Below are 18,005 nucleotides of genomic sequence, written 5' to 3'. Positions count from 1 at the left end.
ATGTCTGGATATGGTATGCCATCGAAATACATCCCTTTTATGTTTGTGGCGCTATGGTTGCTGCTAAGCATTATTTATCCGCAGACGGGGAAAACCGATTCCATGGTTCCTCTTAACGACAGTGAGCTTCAGTCAGTCACTGGCGGTGATGCCATTCAGCTAACCCTGCGGCTGCGAAATAATGTTGGTGAGGACAATGCACCGGATACTGCATGTGGCGGCACCCCGGACCCCTGTCGTCTTGGGTTGGAGTTTGTCGCCAGGGAAGGAAACTGGCTGGTATTGAAAGAATTCTACGGCAGCCTGGCCATTGAAGATGTCCGGTTGGAAGGGGCATATCTGAGTAATAGCGGATCCAGCTACCGTGACCTGAGTCGTTTTGAAGATGCTGACGGTAACTGCCTGCTTTCCCCCTGTAACCCTGATGGTCTGCCGGCAATTCAGCTGGATTACCCCTTTGCGAAAGGGCCGGGCGAGTATCAGGATATGCATACCTTTCTGAATATCGGACGCATGGCTGTGGAAGTGGACGATGGCGCTACGCCCGGTTTCATGCTGGATAACAATCCTGGTAGTGCACTGGCGTTTCGAATGAGTGATTCGGCGAGCGCCAACGGCGACATGCAGATGCGTTTTGACGGGAGGGCGTTTCTGTATGGTTTCTGATCACCGACGTCTGTGGATCCTGACTCTATTGCCACTGTCCGCTGCAGTCACTGCCATGACGCCTATTGATGACAGTGGTCTGGCTGATATCCGCGGTCAGGACGGTCTCACCGTCAATCTGGAAAGCAATGGCGCCATTCAAGCCCAACAGCTGAACTGGATAACCGATAGGGGTAACGCACCAGCCGGAACCTGCAGTGGCGGTGTGACTGACCAGCATGCCTGCACACAACTGAATGGCCTCACCCTGCAAGGTGACGGCAATCCTCTGAGTGCACAACTACAGCTGGATGTGGGCAGCGATGGCGGCGTTCCGTTACTGGCATTGCAGTATGACTGGCAGCCTTCCTTGTTCACCCTGGACGGGATGACCCTGCAAACCGGGACCAATCCGGCTTATGCGGGCCACTCTCTGGGCCAGGTTGGGTTGTATTCGCAAGGCAACCTGACGTTGGTGAACCAAGGGCTATTTAGCACGAATGGCCAGCATGCCAATCTGGACTTTTCCATGACTGGTGACTGGATATACCGCCAGGGCGGAGCCGGCAGTGCGGAGATGAGCATTGGTAATCTGATCATACAGAACCGGTTTACCAACGGCCCCGCCGGGGGACATGCACCAGCCACTGGCGTCATCGGTATCGACAGCAATGGCTTGTTGCTGGAAGCGGATCACACTTATACCGCGCTGGAATTCGACCTGATGTACAAGGCAGCGCCGACAAATTTTGATCGAACGGATCGTCAGCCTCTGCTCTACGGCGCCTGGCTCGGTGGGCTGAAGGACGCTCGTGTGCGGGTGTCTGCTGGTGGGCTCGGCTATGGCTATGATGGTACAGCGCCAAATGCCAACTGGGATTATGCCGGAATCAATACCCCCCGCTCAGAAGGACTGACGATACAGACCCAGTGGGATTACGACACGGATTTCCAGCTTCGCCTGGGCCATGCGGACGGTGACCGTACCCGCATGGAACTGGTGAACTGGCGCCGACTGGGAAATGGTTCCGGTCCCATGTTCGCACTGGATGCCGTTCTGGATGTGGTGCAGAACAACACCGGCCCGGCTGGATTGTGCTTTGGTGGCGGCTTTAGCGGCGGGCAGCCGGATAGTGGTTTGTGTACCAGTGCGGGGGGCGTGTTTCATCCGACCCGGGTCGCCGCCGGGGAATCGGCGTTTGCCGTCCTGCTGCGCAATGGCCATCTGCATGCCTACAGTGAACAGTTGACCGTTGCCAACCCCACCAGCGGCTGGTCGGACAGTTATGACTGGGGCGTTGTTCTCACTCTGGGCAAGCTCGATGCCGATATCCTGGCTTATCCGCAAGGGCCCGCCGGCAATGTGGGTCTGCGGGCAGACGCTACCGTTATGGTGCAGTCGCCAGGATTCTGGGACGCGGCGAATAGCGCAGATCCGTTGGTGCGCGCGGCGGCGGCGGATAACTGGCAGACCCATTCCCATTTCCTGTTCGCCAACACCGCCAGCGATGTGGCGGTAGGCCTGCTCAATAATGACCTGCTCTGGGAAGCCCGGGACCTGTACCTTACGTTGGGGGACACCGACCCGGCCTTTCCGGATCTGGCGTCAGGGATCATGCTGCGCACCGATACCCTGTCTCACTACCAGGTACGGGGCCTGCTCGGGGCGGGCAGTCTCAGTGACCTGGGGGGAACCACCGCCAATGTGGCACTGTGGGATTTCAATCTGTCCGCGGACCAGTTTCGTTTCGTGCTCTACCCGGCCACTGCCGATGGTCTGGCAACTCTGGGCTTTGAGGGCTATATGAATCTGGATGGCAATGCGTACCTGTCACTGGCAGAAGTATCCAGCCCCCAGTCAGCGTTCCGGCTATCCAATGTCAGCGGTAGTATCGGCTGGCGAAACGGCAACGTGGTGCTGAAATCCGGCGATCAGAACAGTGACGGCTTGCCCAGCCTGACCATCGAAAACGAACTGTTGCTGGGGCAGAGTGCCGACTTTGGTCAGAGCGGCGGTGGCAACCCGCTGGTCGGGCAGGTGGGATTCGGCGATCAGCAGTATGGTCGCATCGCCATGCCCGGTGGCACCTGGCACAGTGAAATCATTGCCAAGGTGCCTCCGCCCTAGGTTTCCGGCGGCAACACAAAATGCTCGACACCCTGATCCAGAAACCGGATCAACATGCGGTAGCTGTCCAGATCAAAGCTGGCATCCGCATCCGGCGTAATCACAGCGGATTCAGGCTGACGCTGCAAGGTAGTGAGATGACACCACTGATCAATCAGATGGTAGTCGGTTTGCCGGGGGCTCTCTTCACGAATCACCAGCATTCCAGAGTAAGGCCAGGCGTGGATATGCTGGTCTTCAAGCGTTTTCCGCAACCGCTGGTTATGGCTATTCCTGGTTTCCTTGCCACAACAGGCACCCTGACAGCGGCCCAGCTGGTGCGCAAAGCAGGCACCGTGGCGTCCCGTTTCCATCCCGCAGATACGCGGGCAAAGAGCTGCGTCGCGCACTTTGCTGTCCAGCATGGTCTTTGCCTGGCGAGGGCTGCGAAACAGGCCGAAGCTGTCCTGTTGCCAGCCATCGTCATCCACCAGCGGTCGGTATAAAACCGGAACCAGAAAACCGCGGGCATCGATTTCCAGTCGCCAGGTGTGCAGCTGCCGATACCGGCGCTGGCGACGGTTGAAAATCGGCTGGCGTTGTTTGATTTCCCGATTCTCCAGCAGCAGCGCGCCCAGTTCGCCGGCGGTGACCTGATGCTCGATGCGGCGAGTGAGGTAGCACAGCCGCCCTTCCTTCTTATCCCGATGCCGGGCAGAAAAATGGCTTTTTACCCGTTGCCGCAAATTGATGCTTTTACCCACATAGAGTAGTTCGTCCTGCTCGCCAAAAAACCGGTAAATGCCGGGGAGGGTGGGCAGGTCAGCAAACAGGCCCGGGTCGACCGGGGAGGCATCTGAATCTGGGTACATGCCGGTAGTGTCCATGGGGAAACGCCATGATGTGGTGAAGGCGAGATGGATGATCTGATATTTTTACCGTGCCATGATGGAGAAAATGCATTGCCAGGAGGCAACCATGAGCGGCCACGACACCGACACCCGTATCGAAACCGATTCCCTGGGCCAGGTGCAGGTACCCAAAGCCGCTCGCTGGGGCGCCCAGACCCAGCGAGCAGTGGATAATTTCCCCATCAGCGGTCGCCCGTTGCCGGAGCGTTTCATTCTTGCGGTGGTTCGCATCAAGCGCTGCTCAGCGGAAGCCAATCTCAAGCTGGAACAATTGCCGGCGGACAAGCAGGCTGCCATCGTCGGCGCCTGTAATGATCTGCTCGACGGCCACCATCTGGATCAGTTCCCGGTGGATATTTTCCAGACCGGTTCCGGTACCAGCACCAACATGAACGTGAACGAGGTGATTGCCCACCTGTGCGCGGATGCCGGCGCCGAGATTCATCCCAATGATGATGTGAATCTGGGGCAGAGCAGCAACGACACTGTTCCCACTGCGATTCATGTGTCGTCCGTACTGGCTGTCACCGAGCAATTGCTCCCCGGTCTGGAACACCTGATCGCGACTCTGGGGCTGCGTGCCCGCGAAGGTCGCGAGTTGGTCAAGACCGGCCGCACCCATCTGATGGATGCCATGCCGGTGACGGTGGAGCAGGAGCTGCAGACCTGGGTGCTGCAGTTACAGGATGCCAGCAGCCGGCTGGCCCGCGCCCGGGATGAGCTGCTGGCCATCCCCCAGGGCGGTACGGCGGTAGGCAGCGGTATCAATGCCCACCCGGATTTTGCGACCACCTTTGCGGAGCAACTGGCGGACGAAACCGGCCTGGGCTTTAAGCCCTTGCCGCATCCCTTTGTGGCCCAGAGCGCTCTGGATGCGCCGCTGAATCTGTCCGCGGCCTTGCGCGGGCTGGCAGTGGTGATGATGAAGATCAGCAACGACCTGCGCTGGATGAACTCAGGCCCCATTCATGGCCTGGGCGAGCTGCAGCTGCCGGCCACCCAGCCTGGTTCCTCGATCATGCCCGGCAAGGTGAACCCGGTGATCTGCGAATCGGTGACCATGGTGGCGGCCCAGGTGATGGGGCTGGATCAGGCCAATGCGGTGGCGGCCCAGAGCGGCAACTTCCAGCTCAATGTGATGCTGCCGCTGGTGGCCAGCAACCTGCTGGACATGACCGCGTGGCTGGCCAACAGCTGCCGTAACCTGGCCGACCGGGCGATCACCGGCATGACCTTCAATGAAGACCGTCTGGCCGAGGGCGTGGGCAAGAACCCGATTCTGGTCACCGCCCTGAATCCGGTGATCGGTTATGAGAAGGCCGCGAAGATCGCCAAGGAAGCCTTTGCCAGCGGCCGGCCGGTGATCGACGTGGCCGAGGAACAGTCCGACCTGTCACGGCAGGAGCTGGAAAAACTGCTGGACCCGAAACGCCTGACCCGTCCCTGAATCCGCAGGGTGTACTGAGCCCAAGGCGAACTGCACCATCGGCTCGCCTTCAGCGCAGTACACCCTGCGTCTCCCTCATTGCTTTGTGCTTTTATCCCTAGACACAGCGTCTACACCGAGTAGTATTTTGTTACCTCAGGCGTAGCTGAACGGATGACCCGTGCGGGGGACTGTGTCAGTCTGGAACGCCTTACATACTCACAGGTATGGACGCATCGCCCCGCCCATATCGCCAGAATAACAAGGTAACGGAGCCACTATGAGCAGTAACCTCACCATCCAGCGCACCCCTTCCGCCGTGGAGCCGCCGCTGGTGATCAACCGTATTCTCGAAGCGGGCGTGCAAAAGGCGCCGGAACAGACCATCACCTACGGCGACCGGGATTTTACCTACCGGGAATTTGAAGAGCGGGTGCATCGTCTGGCTGGCGCGCTGGCCGCCCAGGGCATCAAGCCCGGCGATACCGTGGCAGTGATGGACTGGGACACCAACCGTTACCTGGAAGCGTTCTTTGCCATCCCCATGATGGGCGCGGTACTGCACACCGTGAACGTGCGCCTGAGCCCGGAGCAGGTGCTCTACACCATCAACCACGCCGAGGATGATGCCATCCTGGTGAACAGCGAATTCCTGCCGATCCTGGAAGCCATCAAGGATCGCATCGAGCCGGTGAAGACCTACATCCTGCTCGACGACGATGGTGTAAAAAGCAGCGATGCGCTGCCCCTGGCCGGCGAATACGAAGAGCTGCTGGCCAAGGCACCGGCCCGCTTCGAGTTCCCGGAGCTGGACGAAAACACCCGCGCCACCACCTTCTACACCACCGGCACCACCGGCCTGCCCAAGGGCGTGTACTTCTCCCATCGTCAGCTGGTGCTGCACACCTTCGCCGGCCGCTCCTCCATGGCCGGTGTGGGTCAGGGACGTTTCAACGAAGACGACGTCTACATGCCGATTACCCCCATGTTCCACGTGCATGCCTGGGGTATTCCCTACATGGCCACCCTGATGGGCGTGCAGCAAGTGTACCCGGGTCGTTACGAGCCGGCCTCGCTGCTCAAATTGCTGGTTACCAAGAAGGTCACCTTCTCCCACTGCGTGCCCACCATCATCCAGATGTTGTTGCAGGCGGAAGCGGCCAAGAGCATCGATCTAAGCGGCTGGAAAGTGATCATCGGTGGCTCCGCCTTGCCCAAGGCTCTGGCCATGGGCGCGCTGGAGCGCGGCATCGATATCTACACCGGCTACGGCATGAGCGAAACCTGCCCGCTGCTGACCCTGGCGCAACTGACCCCGGAACTGGAAAAGGCTGACCTGGAAACCCAGGCGGACTACCGCACTCGCACTGGTCGCCCGGTGGCCATGGTGCAGCTGCGTATCGTCGATGCGGAAATGAACGACGTGCCCCACGACGGCAAGAGCCAGGGCGAAGTGGTAGTGCGTGCCCCGTGGCTGACTCAGGGTTATCTCCACGACAAGGAAAAATCCGAGGAGCTGTGGGCCGGCGGCTGGCTGCACACCGGTGATGTGGCGGTGATGAGCGAGGGTGGCTGGCTGAAGATCGTCGACCGCATCAAGGACGTGATCAAGACCGGCGGCGAGTGGGTGTCCTCCATCGACCTGGAAGGCATGATCCTGCAGCACGCCGGCGTCGGCGAATGTGCCGTGGTCGGTGTGCCTGACGAGAAATGGGGCGAGCGCCCCGTGGCCCTGGTGGTCAAGAATGGCGACGCGGATGAAGAGGGCATCAAGGCCCTGATGGCCGATTACGCCGACAAGGGCATCATCAGCCGTTATGGCATCCCCGACCGCGTCATTTTCGTGGATGAGCTGCCGCGCACGTCTGTGGGCAAGCTGGACAAGAAGAAGATGCGCGCCGAAATGGTGTAATGTCTCCACGGCGTCACACTACTTAGAAGCCCGCCTCCCGGCGGGCTTTTTATTGGCGAACAAAGCAGGTCATGATCAAAAGCCTTTTCACCACAGAGGGCACTGAGCACACAGAGGCAAAGAAGATTTATCGTGGAGTAGAGTGAAAAATGGCTGCTGTACCAACTTGCTGGAGATGGTGGTTGTGGTGCAGTTCGCCTTGAGCTCAGTGCACCTACGCAATCTGTGGCGGTGGGCATGGATTCAGATTGCAGGTGCTGTCATCCGCCAGGCGAGCAAATTTGCGATAACCAAAAGAACTGGGGTTTTCTCGGTGAGCTCTGTGTCCTCTGTGGTGAAATATCCGTTGCTTTTCCGCTCCTACGGCAAGAATCTGCGCGTAAACTGAATTTACTTCATAATTTCCGGTTACTTTAACGCTCCCTCTACAAATTGCTTGCATAATTGGGCGTTAGACTTTCCTTACGGCTTGTTGCGAATAACACTTTGGAGACGTTCATGAAGCGGATTATCGCCGCCCTGATACTGGTGGTGCTGGTAGGTGCTGGCCTCTGGTGGGCCCTGGCGCCCGCGCCAGCACCCATGGGGCAGCGTCCGCCCACGGTGGTCAACCTGGCGCCGAGTATCGAACGTTCCCTGTTTGATCGGGTGGAAGCGGTGGGTACGGCGCGGGCCGCCCAGGCAGTGACCATCCTTACCGAAGTCCCCGGCCGGGTGGCGAAGATCCATTTCCGCCAGGGGCAGAAGGTGGAACAGGGTAAGGTGCTGGTCACTCTGGATGACCGCAATGCCAGCGCCGAGCTGGCGCGCAGCGAAGCGGAATACCAGCGCGCGCTGAATGATTTCCAGCGCGGCCAAAAACTGGTCAAGAGCCGCGCTATTTCCCAGTCCGAAGTGGATACCTTCCGCACCACCCTGGATGGTGCCAAGGCCAGCCGCGATGCCGCCCGGGCCAATTTCAACGATCACACCATCCGCGCTCCCTTTGCCGGCGTGGTGGGGTTGCGTCAGGTGGATGCGGGTGGCTACCTGCAAACCGGTGATGCCATCACCACCCTGGATAATCTGGGTTATATCGAAGTGGATTTTCAGGTGCCGGAACGCTACCTGGCCCGGCTGGTTTCCGGCCTGCCGGTGCAGGCTCGCAACGAAGCCTTTCCGGATCAGGTGTTCGAAGGCAACATCACCGATCTGGATTCCCGGGTCAGCACGGCCAGCCGCAGCCTCACTGCGCGGGCGCGGCTGGAAAACCCCCAGGACCGGATTCGTCCCGGGCAATTCCTGCGCGTGTCCGTGCAGCTGGCCGAGCGCGATGCCCTGCTGGTGCCTGAGCAATCGATCATTACTCAGGGGGCGCAGAGCTATGTGTTCACCGTCACCGCGGACAACACTGCCGAGCGCCACCCGGTCACCCTGGGTGGCCGTCGTGACGGCTGGGTAGAAATCACCAGTGGCCTGACCGGCAAGCCGGACGTGGTGGTCAACGGCCATTCCCGTCTGGGCAGTGGCCAGGCGGTGCATGTGCTGGATAACCCGGAGGCCTTGCTGCCGGGGCAGCGGGCCCTGCTGAAGCCTGCTTCGCCGGACGCCGATAAGGCGGACAGCGAGGCCGCTGCATGATTCTTTCCGATATCTCCATCAAGCGACCGGTCTTCGCCACGGTCATCAGTCTGTTGATTGTGGTTTTCGGCATCAGCGCCTTGATGAAATTGTCGGTGCGCGAATACCCGGACATCGATCCGCCGGAAGTGTCCATTTCGGTGGACTATGCTGGCGCCGCGCCGGAAGTCATTGATACCCAGATTATCCAGGTGATCGAAGGGGCCGTGGCCGGGGTGGAAGGGGTGCGCAAGATCGAATCGCGCAGCCGGCTGGGCTCCGCCCGTACCAGTGTGGAATTCAATCTGGACCGGGATGTGGACGTGGCGGCCAACGACCTGCGTGACGCGGTGTCGCGGGTGCTCAACCGTCTGCCGGAAGAAGCGGACACCCCGGTAATCGCCAAATCCGACGCCGATGCCCGGCCCATCATCTGGGTAACGTTGACCAGCAGCACCCTGGCGCCCGAGGAACTCACCGACTTTGCCGAGCGCTCCCTGGTGGATCGTTTCGCGGTGCTGGACGGGGTGTCGGAAGTCTTCATCGGCGGCGAGCGCCGCTATGCCATGCGCGTCTGGCTGGACCGCCAGAGCATGGCCGCCAACCAGGTCACCGTCACTGATATCGAACAGGCCCTGCGCAGCAATAATGTGGAGTTGCCCGCCGGGCGTCTGGAATCCCAGTCCCGTGCCTTTACCGTGCGTGCCGACAATCGTCTGTCCTCGGTGAATGAGTTTGAGGATCTGGTGGTGCGTCGCCAGGGCAATTACCTGCTGCGGGTGGGCGATGTAGCCCGGGTGGAGCTGGGCGTGGAAAGCGATGACACCGTGCTGCGTGCCAACGGCGAGACCGCCATCGGCCTGGGTATCATTCGCCAGTCCAAGGCCAATACCGTGGCGGTATCCGATAACGTGCAGGCAGAAATCGAGGCGGTGAGGAGCAGCTTGCCGGCGGATATCAGCCTGGATGTGAACTACGACGAATCCCTGTTTATTCGCGCCTCCATCAAGGAAGTGCTGGTCACCCTGGGCATTTCCGTGGCGCTGGTGATCGCGGTGATCTTCGCCTTCCTGGGTAATCTGCGCGCTACCCTGATTCCGGCGGTGACCATTCCGGTATCGATCATTGGTGCCTTTATCGGCCTGGGCATCATGGATTTCTCCATCAACGTGCTTACCCTGCTGGCGTTGATCCTGGCCATTGGCCTGGTGGTGGACGATGCCATCGTCATGCTGGAAAACATCCAGCGGCGCATCGACGAAGGGGAAACCCGGTTGGTGGCCGCCTATCGCGGTGCCCGCCAGGTGGCCTTTGCGGTGGTGGCCACCACCCTGACCCTGGTGGCGGTGTTCGTGCCGATCTCCTTCATGGGCGGTGACGTGGGTCGGCTGTTTGGCGAGTTCGGCTTTACCCTGGCCTCCGCGGTGATCATCTCCAGCATCGTCGCCCTGAGTCTGGCGCCCATGCTCTGTTCCCGCTGGCTGCACCGGCACAGCGTCAAGGAACTGCAAGGCGAGGGCAATGCCTTCGAACGTGGCCTGCAAAAACTCAACAACGGCTATGCCCGCAGTCTGGCGGCGGCCCTGGGTAAACCCTGGCCGCTGGTGGTGGGCTGCGTGGCCCTGTGCGTGGTGGCGTTGCTGGTATTCCGGGGTTTGCCCCAGGAACTCGCTCCCACCGAAGACCGGGGTGTCTTTATTATCCCCGCGTCAGCGCCCCAGGGTTCCACCGCCGAATACAGCCTGCATCATGTGAAGGAAGTGGAAAACATCATGGCGCCGCTGGTGGAAAGCGGCGAGGCGGAACGGGCCCTGTCCATCGTCGGTTTTCGTGGCGTCACTGAACGGGCCTTCAGTATCGTGCGGCTCAAGGACTGGGGCGAGCGTGACCGCTCCCAGCAGGAGATCGTCAATGAAGTGCGGGGCAAGCTGTCCCAGGTGGCGGGCCTGCGTGCCTTTGCGGTGAACCCGCCAGGGCTGGGCCAGAGTGCCTTTAACCAGGCCCTGGAAGTGGTAGTGGCCGGGCCGGACTACGATCAGGTGTTGGTCTGGAGCGAAACACTGATGGAGGCCATGGAGGAGAATCCGGGGCTGACCAGTATTGATACAGATTTCGAGCAGACTCAGCCACAGTTGGACGTGAAGCTGGACCGGGAGCGTGCGGCGGATCTGGGCATCACCGCTACCGATGTGGGTCAGACCCTGCAAGCCATGTTCGCCACCCTCACGGCCTCCACCTATGTGGATCGAGGCCGCGAATACGATGTGCTGCTGGAAGCGGAAAAACGCAACAGCCAGGGCCCGGACGATGTGTTGCCGATTTATCTGCGCGCCGCCAACGGTGAGCTGGTGCCGTTCTCCAGCGTGGTGGAGCTGACCACCACCGGCGATGCCCCGGAACTGCGCCGGGTGGATCGGCTGCCGGCCATTACCCTGTCCGCCAACCTGGCGGATGGCTATGATCTGGTGTCCGCCATGACCTATGTGGAAGACCAGGCCCGTGAACGCCTGCCCCTGGAAGCACGCATCGGCTACAAGGGCATGGCCGAAGAACTACAGGAATCCGCCGCTGCCATCCTGATTACCTTTGCTCTGGCGTTGGTGCTCGTGTTCCTGGTGCTGGCCGCCCAGTTTGAAAGCTGGATTCATCCGCTGATCATCATGCTCACCGTGCCCCTGGCCCTGGCCGGGGCGGTGATGGCGATCTGGGTTACCGGCGACAGCCTGAATATCTACAGCCAGATCGGCATGATCATGCTGCTGGGGCTGATGGCCAAGAACGGTATTCTCATCGTGGAATTCGCCAACCAGTTGCGCGATCAGGGGCTGGCGGTGAAAGAGGCGGTTTACCAGGGCGCCATCGTGCGCTTCCGCCCGGTATTGATGACCGGCGTCTCCACCATCTTCGGCGCCATCCCGCTGGTACTGGCCACCGGCGCCGGCGCGGAAAGCCGCTTCACTATCGGCGTGGTGATCCTCGGCGGTCTACTCTTTGCCACCGTGCTGACTCTCTTTATCATCCCGGTGTTGTACCAGTGGCTGGCCCCGTTCGCCTCTCCGGCGGATGCGGTGAAGCAGCAGCTGGATAAGGAGATGGAAAGAACCAGTTGAAAGTTCAAAGTTCAAAGTTGAAACGCGTATGATCACTTTGCCAACCGATAACGTCATTGCCCGCGCTTCAACCGGAAACGATTTCGCGGGCACGGCTTGTCAGGGTCATCCGGCGCTTATCGCGCTTTTGAACTTTCAACTTTAAACTTGCTCCTCAAATGACCGACTACGAACTGATCCGCAGCAAACGCCGCAGCCTGGAGCTGCGTGTGCTGGAAGATGGCCGGGTGCAGGTGCGGGCGCCGCAGCGGGCGCCGTTGCGCATGGTGCAGGCCTTTGTGGACAGTCGCCGCCAGTGGATTCGTAGTCAGCAGCAGCGCCAGGCCAGCCGGCCTCGCCAGCGTTGGCAGGATGGGGCGTCATTTCCGTTCCGGGGACAGCCGCTGACCATGGATGTGTCTGCCGGGCGCAGCGCGGTGGCCGTGTCCGGTGGCTACCTGCAGATTCGGGTAGCGGACCCGGACAGCGAGGCGGCAGTGCAACAGACGCTGGAAGGCTGGTTGCGCAAGCAGGCACGGTCCCTGTTCGAAGACAGCATCACCCGGCAGTTTTCCTGGTTCGCCAGCCAGGGTTATTCGCGGCCGGCATTGCGGGTGAAAAAAATGCGTACCCGCTGGGGATCATTGTCGGCCAAGGGCTACATCAACCTGAACATGGCGCTGCTTCAGTATCCGCCAGCGGCGCTGGATTACGTGGTCATGCATGAGTTGTGTCACCTGCAACACATGGATCACGGCCCCGGTTTCCACGCCCTCATGGACGCCCGCATGCCCGACTGGCGCCAGCATAAACAACTCCTCGACCAGCCGTTTTTCCAACCCTGAATACAATTACACCACGGTTATATCGTAGGAGCGTCGCTCGCGGCGCGATAGCCCAGCGCAGGAATCGCGCCGCCAGCGACGCTCCTACGGAAGAGGGAGGGGCCGTTTTTGCGTGGTGCGTCGGGCGTGCAGCCTCTTTTCCGCCAGACATAAAAAAAGCCCGCCGAAGCGGGCTTTTTCTTGCTAATGCAATCGCTTATTCAGCAACCACGTTAGCAGCCTGCGGACCTTTTGGGCCCTGCTGGATCTCGAAGGAAACCTTCTGACCCTCGGCTAGGGTTTTGAAGCCTGAGCCGGTAATTGCGCTGAAATGAACGAATACGTCCGCACCACCATCGTCCTGAGAAATGAAACCAAAACCCTTGGACTCGTTAAACCACTTCACAGTACCTGTAGCCATGTGAATCTATACCTCGAAACTATTTACTTTGAGTGTTGCTTGCAAACCATGTTGGGCGGTGTTCGGAGACAACTTCAGCTTCACGCAGGGAAGACAATTACCAAACTAATCCACTGCCATAATTCGCAGCCATTTCCGACTTTACCCTCCTTTTTTGGCGAGCACCACCCCTTTTTATGGACGCTTAAACCGGCAGTTATAACGCCGTTGTCACAAAGCGAACCACCATGCTGTGTTGCTCGCCAGGGCCCAGCAGCAGGGCGTTGTCGAGGACACGGGCGGTTTCAATACAGAGCATTCTTTGCCAGGCATCGCCGGCGAATTGTGTCAGACGACGACTTTTGTCGACCCAGGGATTCCATACCACCGCGGAGCGACTGCCGGAGGCCGACAGGGTCAGCCGACGCTGCCAGCCGGGATCATCAATATGCAGGGTGTCGGGAAGCTGTAGATACAGCCGGTCGGTCTCACCGACAACAGTCAGCGGGCCATGTTGGCGATGGGGTTGCCAGTCATTCAGCGCGTCCACATAGGGGCAGGTGTCCAGGCCATGTACCGTTACCTGTCGGGAGTCTGATACCGCGAAGTAACTGTGCAGAGCCTGGCTGATCCATACCGGCGTGTTGCCATGGTTATGGTTGTTCAGCGCCAGGCTCAGGCCATCGTCCAGGCGCACGGTCAGGGTGGGCTCCACGGGGGGCAGGGATTGCCGGTCGGCCTGGTCCGACAGGCCGAAGCGCAGAGTGATGCCGTCGGCCTCTTCCTGGCGGTGTTGTAAAACCCAGGGCTGCTGACGGACCAGGCCGTGGGCGGGAGGCTCTGCCAGCGCATATTGTTGGCGGATCTCTTTCGGGTTGAAATCCAGGCCACCGAACCAGGGCCAGCACACCGGTACCCCGCCACGCACGCCCTGGCCGCGGTGATACGCCGCTTCCTCACTGAGCCAGATCAGTGGATGCTCGCCATCCCGCTGATACTCCAGCACCTGGGCGCCCTGTTCGGCAATCACCAGGGTCTGGTTACGGTGGCGAATTTCCCAGCAGGCCAGGTCGCCGCGGGTAATCTGTTTGATGGTTGCTGTCATGCCTTCTCCGCGAAATGTAGGAGCGTAGCAACGAACGCAGGTCGGCCCGAAGGGTGCACGAAGTGCATAAACCCAAAACCTGAAAGATGGATTTACCACAGAGGACACAGAGATCACTGAGGAAAAGACGGGTTTTCTCTGTGTACTCTGTGCCCTCTGTGGTGAAAGTGCTTTTGATTCTGGTCTTTTATCGCGTCGCCTACTCGCGGAGCACAGAGTGCGACGCTCCTGCGGTGGAGGCGCGGTTATTTTATCCCCGCCGCAATCTCCAGCTCACGGATGGACTGCTCCAGATAGTCCAGCAAGCGCTGCATGGAAGGCAGGGTACGACGGCAGGCGATCAGGCCGAATTCCAGCTGATCCTGATAGCTGGTCAGGGTGATGTTCAGGGCGATGCGATCCAGCACGATGGACACCGGATACATGCCTTGAAGCTGCGCGCCATTCCAGTACAGCGGTTCCTTCGGCCCGGGCACATTGGAGATCACCACGTTAAAGGCTCGCCATTTTGGCGCCAGCCCGGTGAGCAGGTTGAGGCCGGTGGGGGCCATGGTCAGGGCGGTGAAGTTGAGGATTTCCTCCGGGCTCATCTGCGAGAAGCGCTCTTTCGCTTCCTGTACCGAGTCGTGTACCACCCGCAACCGGTTGGCCGGATCACAAATGTGGGTGCCCAGGTTGGCCAGGATCATGCCGATCTGGTTGCCGCCAGCGCTGTCATCCTGGCGCAGGCTCATGGGCACCATGGCAATCAGCGGCTCGTCGGGCAGGGCGTTCTGGCTGATCATGTACTCACGCAGGGCATGGCCGCACATCGACAGTACAACCGTATTGACTGTACAGCCGAAGGCCTTGGCGATGACTTTCAGCCGCGAGAGCGAATAGCTCTGCGCGGCAAAACGGCGTGATCCGGTAACGGTCTGGTTGAGTACGGTGTCCGGGGCCTGGAAGATGGACACATAGTTCTCATCTTTTTTGGCCTTCTGGCTCACCTTGTAGATCTCGCGGGCGAGGCCTGGCACGGTGGCGGCTTGTTTGCTTAGGCCTGCGCCAAGGCGCGCCAGGCTGGACGCCACATCCACCGGGCTGCTGGGTAGGGAGCGGCTGCGTTTTTTCGGCTCATAGGCCCACACCGGCGGCAGTTCCCGCTCCTCCGGATCGGTGGACAGGGCGCGCATGCCCATGCGCATGGCAGAGATACCATCCACCACGGAATGGTGAATCTTGGTGTAGAGGGCGAACTGGCGACCGCGGATACCCTCGATCAGATGGGCTTCCCACAGCGGCCGCTCCCGGTCCAGCAGGTTGGAATGCTCGGCCGACACTAGCGACAACAGCTCACGGATGCGGCCCGGCTTGGGCAGGGCCTCGTGGCGGAAGTGATGATCGATGTCGAAGTGCTTGTCCTCGGTCCAGTAATACTGGCCCAGGCGACGAGTCAGTCGCTGGTTGAATGGCGCCACCGGGGAGCAGTAGTCGCGCATGTGCTGAGCGAGCTCGCTGACATATTTCGGGCCTGCATCTTCCGGGAAGGAAAACAGCTGCAGACCGGCTACATGCATGGGCTGCTGGCGTTTTTCCAGCCACAGGAAAAGTTGGTCCACCGGACTAAGCGCTTTCATAGGTTCCCCTTCGTCATTTTTATCTCCCTGAACACAACTGTTACCTGAAATGGCAATGCACTCTCCATGCCAGCTGTGCAGGAAAGATCATAGTAGCAAAGCCCCATTCGGGTCACTGTGTGCAAGGTGTAAATTGGCGGGCGATGCGGTAAATGCCGCTGGCTGTCTCATTGATGAGTGGCAGTGTGTTCAGGAAAATGGAGGTTCCTATCCACCTTGAAGGCCGGGTTGCGTGTTGGCAAGTCAGGTTCGAGATCGCCCGGATTCATGCCGGCGCAGGTCCAATCTGGCGGCCAATCAGAGGCTCGGGCACTACGAAATACGCCTTACATTCACCAGGAAAATACCGAACATAGATCATATTGATTATGTTTATGGGTCTACTGCCTCTAGAATGCGCCGCATCGGTAGACCGGCATGTGTCCGTCTGGCATGAGCAGGGTTGCCCCTCCCGGTATCGATAAACCAATTTGTTAATCAGAGGTTCACCATGTCATACACCAAAGACATCGAAGCACTGAGTTCTGTGGTTGGTGCCAACAGCACCTGGAAAGATATCAACCCGGAATCTGCTGTTCGCATGCGTCTGCAAAACCGTTTCAACACGCATCTGGACATCGCCAAGTACAACGCCAAGATCATGCGTGAAGACATGGCGGCCTATGACAAGGACACCAGCAAGTACACCCAGTCCCTGGGTTGCTGGCACGGCTTCGTAGGTCAGCAGAAGCTGATCTCCATCAAGAAGCACTTCGGTACCACCAAAGGCCGTTACCTGTACCTGTCCGGCTGGATGGTTGCTGCGCTGCGCTCCGAGTTCGGTCCGCTGCCTGACCAGTCCATGCACGAGAAGACTGTTGTTGCTGAACTGATCCGTGAGCTGTACACCTTCCTGAAGCAGGCTGACGCCTGGGAACTGAACCACCTGTTCCGTGCTCTGGACGATGCCAAAGAAGCTGGCGACGAAGCCAAGCAGAAAGACATCATCAGCAAGATCGACAACTTCGAAACTCACGTTGTTCCGATCATCGCTGACATCGACGCTGGCTTCGGTAACCCGGAAGCTACCTACCTGATGGCCAAGCAGCTGATCGAAGCTGGCGCGTGCTGTATCCAGATCGAAAACCAGGTTTCCGACGAGAAGCAGTGTGGTCACCAGGACGGTAAAGTAACCGTTCCTCACGCTGACTTCCTGTCCAAGATCAACGCCGTACGTTACGCGTTCCTGGAACTGGGTATCGACGACGGTGTAATCGTTGCCCGTACCGACTCCCTGGGTGCTGGCCTGACCAAGCAGATCGCTGTAACCAACGAGCCGGGCGACCTGGGCGACCAGTACAACGCGTTCCTCGACGGTGACGTGGTTGAATCTGCTAGCGACATCAACAACGGTGACGTTGTGATCAAGTCCAACGGCAAGCTGCTCAAGCCGAAGCGTCTGGCTTCCGGCCTGTTCCAGTTCAAAGCCGGCACTGGTGTTGACCGTGTGGTTCTGGACTGTATCACCAGCCTGCAGAACGGCGCTGACCTGCTGTGGATCGAAACCGAGAAGCCCCACGTTGGCCAGATCGCAGACATGGTTAACCGTATCCGCGAAGTGGTGCCGGACGCCAAGCTGGTTTACAACAACAGCCCGTCCTTCAACTGGACCCTGAACTTCCGTCAGCAGGTATTCGATGCCTGGGAGAAGGAAGGCAAAGACGTATCCGCCTACGATCGCGATCGTCTGATGAGCGCCGACTACGACAGCACCGAGCTGGCTGAGCTGGCTGACGAGTGGACCAAGAACTTCCAGCGTGATGCGTCCCGTGAAGCAGGTATCTTCCACCACCTGATCACTCTGCCGACCTACCACACTGTTGCTCTGTCCACCGACAACCTGGCTAAAGGCTACTTCGGTGACGAAGGCATGCTGGCCTACGTTGCAGGCGTTCAGCGTAAGGAAATCCGTCAGGGCATCGCTACTGTGAAGCACCAGGACATGGCCGGTTCCAACATCGGTGATGACCACAAAGAGTACTTCTCCGGCGAAGCAGCACTGAAAGCTGGCGGTAAAGACAACACCATGGGTCAGTTCGAGAACACCTAAGTCTCGATAGATTCTGGTAAGTCTTAAAAGGCGGCCCCCGGAAGGGGGCCGTTTTTTTTGTGCCGGAAAAACCCATCTCCTTTTCAAACCCGCCGTAGGAGCGCCGCTTGAGGCGCGAACCGAGCGCAGCGAGGCGACAAACCCATCCAGACGCGGACGAGTATTTCTGGAGAAGAGCGGGCGTGCCTTACTCGCTTCGCGAGGTTCGCGCCTCAAGCGGCGCTCCTACAGGGGCTATGTGATCGCGTATCAGAGTTGGCCACAAAAAAAGGGCGACCC

At 59.5% G+C, this 18,005-nt stretch carries 12 protein-coding genes; 8 read left to right on the top strand and 4 right to left on the bottom strand.

The genetic code is table 11. The features are described 5' to 3' along the window. Positions 1 to 15 precede the first annotated feature (15 nt). Positions 16 to 666 carry a hypothetical protein gene (locus T9A_RS04960; protein ID WP_156964831.1) on the top strand — a complete coding sequence of 217 codons (651 nt, stop codon included), beginning with the start codon at positions 16 to 18 and terminating at the stop codon, positions 664 to 666. Then, on the top strand, positions 656 to 2,773 hold the full coding sequence (locus T9A_RS04955) for a DUF6160 family protein (RefSeq protein ID WP_035245679.1): 2,118 nt from the start codon (positions 656 to 658) through the stop codon (positions 2,771 to 2,773). Before T9A_RS04960 ends, T9A_RS04955 begins: the two co-directional genes overlap by 11 nt. Here the strand turns inward: T9A_RS04955 and T9A_RS04950 are convergent. After that, positions 2,770 to 3,624, bottom strand: coding sequence for a GIY-YIG nuclease family protein (locus T9A_RS04950; protein ID WP_198030618.1), 855 nt, complete (start codon positions 3,622 to 3,624; stop codon positions 2,770 to 2,772). The genes T9A_RS04955 and T9A_RS04950 overlap by 4 nt on opposite strands. A gap of 106 nt (positions 3,625 to 3,730) precedes the next feature. Between T9A_RS04950 and T9A_RS04945 the strand changes: the two genes are divergently transcribed. The 5 genes from T9A_RS04945 (at position 3,731) to T9A_RS04920 (ending at position 12,534) form a co-directional block, all read left to right on the top strand. Next, a complete protein-coding gene (locus T9A_RS04945; RefSeq protein WP_035245677.1) occupies positions 3,731 to 5,110 on the top strand; it encodes a class II fumarate hydratase in 1,380 nt (459 codons plus the stop codon). 259 nt (positions 5,111 to 5,369) lie between these two features. Beyond that, complete coding sequence (locus tag T9A_RS04940) at positions 5,370 to 7,001, top strand: fatty acid--CoA ligase (RefSeq protein ID WP_035245675.1); 1,632 nt, start codon at positions 5,370 to 5,372, stop codon at positions 6,999 to 7,001. A gap of 498 nt (positions 7,002 to 7,499) precedes the next feature. Next, positions 7,500 to 8,621 carry an efflux RND transporter periplasmic adaptor subunit gene (locus T9A_RS04930; protein WP_052042495.1) on the top strand — a complete coding sequence of 374 codons (1,122 nt, stop codon included), beginning with the start codon at positions 7,500 to 7,502 and terminating at the stop codon, positions 8,619 to 8,621. Further along, complete coding sequence (locus tag T9A_RS04925) at positions 8,618 to 11,710, top strand: efflux RND transporter permease subunit (RefSeq protein ID WP_035245671.1); 3,093 nt, start codon at positions 8,618 to 8,620, stop codon at positions 11,708 to 11,710. Before T9A_RS04930 ends, T9A_RS04925 begins: the two co-directional genes overlap by 4 nt. Before the next feature lie 158 nt (positions 11,711 to 11,868). Then, entirely contained in the window at positions 11,869 to 12,534 is a 666-nt protein-coding gene (locus tag T9A_RS04920) for a M48 family metallopeptidase (protein ID WP_035245669.1), read from the top strand. 196 nt (positions 12,535 to 12,730) lie between these two features. On the opposite strand, the gene cspE is transcribed toward T9A_RS04920, so the two are convergent. The 3 genes from cspE to T9A_RS04905 form a co-directional block, all read right to left on the bottom strand. Further along, positions 12,731 to 12,934, bottom strand: coding sequence for a transcription antiterminator/RNA stability regulator CspE (gene cspE, locus T9A_RS04915; protein ID WP_011590014.1), 204 nt, complete (start codon positions 12,932 to 12,934; stop codon positions 12,731 to 12,733). 196 nt (positions 12,935 to 13,130) lie between these two features. Continuing rightward, positions 13,131 to 14,018 carry a D-hexose-6-phosphate mutarotase gene (locus T9A_RS04910; RefSeq protein ID WP_035245667.1) on the bottom strand — a complete coding sequence of 296 codons (888 nt, stop codon included), beginning with the start codon at positions 14,016 to 14,018 and terminating at the stop codon, positions 13,131 to 13,133. Between the two features lie 245 nt (positions 14,019 to 14,263). Beyond that, positions 14,264 to 15,637: a WS/DGAT/MGAT family O-acyltransferase gene (locus tag T9A_RS04905; RefSeq protein ID WP_035245665.1), complete on the bottom strand. Its 1,374-nt coding sequence runs from the start codon at positions 15,635 to 15,637 to the stop codon at positions 14,264 to 14,266. A 490-nt stretch (positions 15,638 to 16,127) separates the two neighbouring features. Between T9A_RS04905 and T9A_RS04900 the strand changes: the two genes are divergently transcribed. Next, positions 16,128 to 17,726 (top strand): isocitrate lyase, encoded by a 1,599-nt coding sequence (locus T9A_RS04900; RefSeq protein ID WP_035245664.1) that lies wholly within the window; start codon positions 16,128 to 16,130, stop codon positions 17,724 to 17,726. Positions 17,727 to 18,005 lie beyond the last annotated feature (279 nt).

It is taken from the genome of Alcanivorax jadensis T9 (assembly GCF_000756655.1).
Classification (GTDB): domain Bacteria; phylum Pseudomonadota; class Gammaproteobacteria; order Pseudomonadales; family Alcanivoracaceae; genus Alcanivorax; species Alcanivorax jadensis.
The sequence above is the reverse complement of the archived record's forward strand: the minus strand, read 5'-3'. Positions and strand labels throughout refer to the sequence as shown.

Excerpts from the sequence above, each read along its gene's own strand:
- T9A_RS04960 (WP_156964831.1), top strand. The coding sequence starts at position 16 with ATGCCATCGAAATACATCCCTTTTATGTTTGTGGCGCTATGGTTGCTG.
- T9A_RS04955 (WP_035245679.1), top strand. The coding sequence starts at position 656 with ATGGTTTCTGATCACCGACGTCTGTGGATCCTGACTCTATTGCCACTG.
- T9A_RS04950 (WP_198030618.1), bottom strand. The coding sequence starts at position 3,624 with ATGTACCCAGATTCAGATGCCTCCCCGGTCGACCCGGGCCTGTTTGCT.
- T9A_RS04945 (WP_035245677.1), top strand. The coding sequence starts at position 3,731 with ATGAGCGGCCACGACACCGACACCCGTATCGAAACCGATTCCCTGGGC.
- T9A_RS04940 (WP_035245675.1), top strand. The coding sequence starts at position 5,370 with ATGAGCAGTAACCTCACCATCCAGCGCACCCCTTCCGCCGTGGAGCCG.
- T9A_RS04930 (WP_052042495.1), top strand. The coding sequence starts at position 7,500 with ATGAAGCGGATTATCGCCGCCCTGATACTGGTGGTGCTGGTAGGTGCT.
- T9A_RS04925 (WP_035245671.1), top strand. The coding sequence starts at position 8,618 with ATGATTCTTTCCGATATCTCCATCAAGCGACCGGTCTTCGCCACGGTC.
- T9A_RS04920 (WP_035245669.1), top strand. The coding sequence starts at position 11,869 with ATGACCGACTACGAACTGATCCGCAGCAAACGCCGCAGCCTGGAGCTG.
- cspE (WP_011590014.1), bottom strand. The coding sequence starts at position 12,934 with ATGGCTACAGGTACTGTGAAGTGGTTTAACGAGTCCAAGGGTTTTGGT.
- T9A_RS04910 (WP_035245667.1), bottom strand. The coding sequence starts at position 14,018 with ATGACAGCAACCATCAAACAGATTACCCGCGGCGACCTGGCCTGCTGG.
- T9A_RS04905 (WP_035245665.1), bottom strand. The coding sequence starts at position 15,637 with ATGAAAGCGCTTAGTCCGGTGGACCAACTTTTCCTGTGGCTGGAAAAA.
- T9A_RS04900 (WP_035245664.1), top strand. The coding sequence starts at position 16,128 with ATGTCATACACCAAAGACATCGAAGCACTGAGTTCTGTGGTTGGTGCC.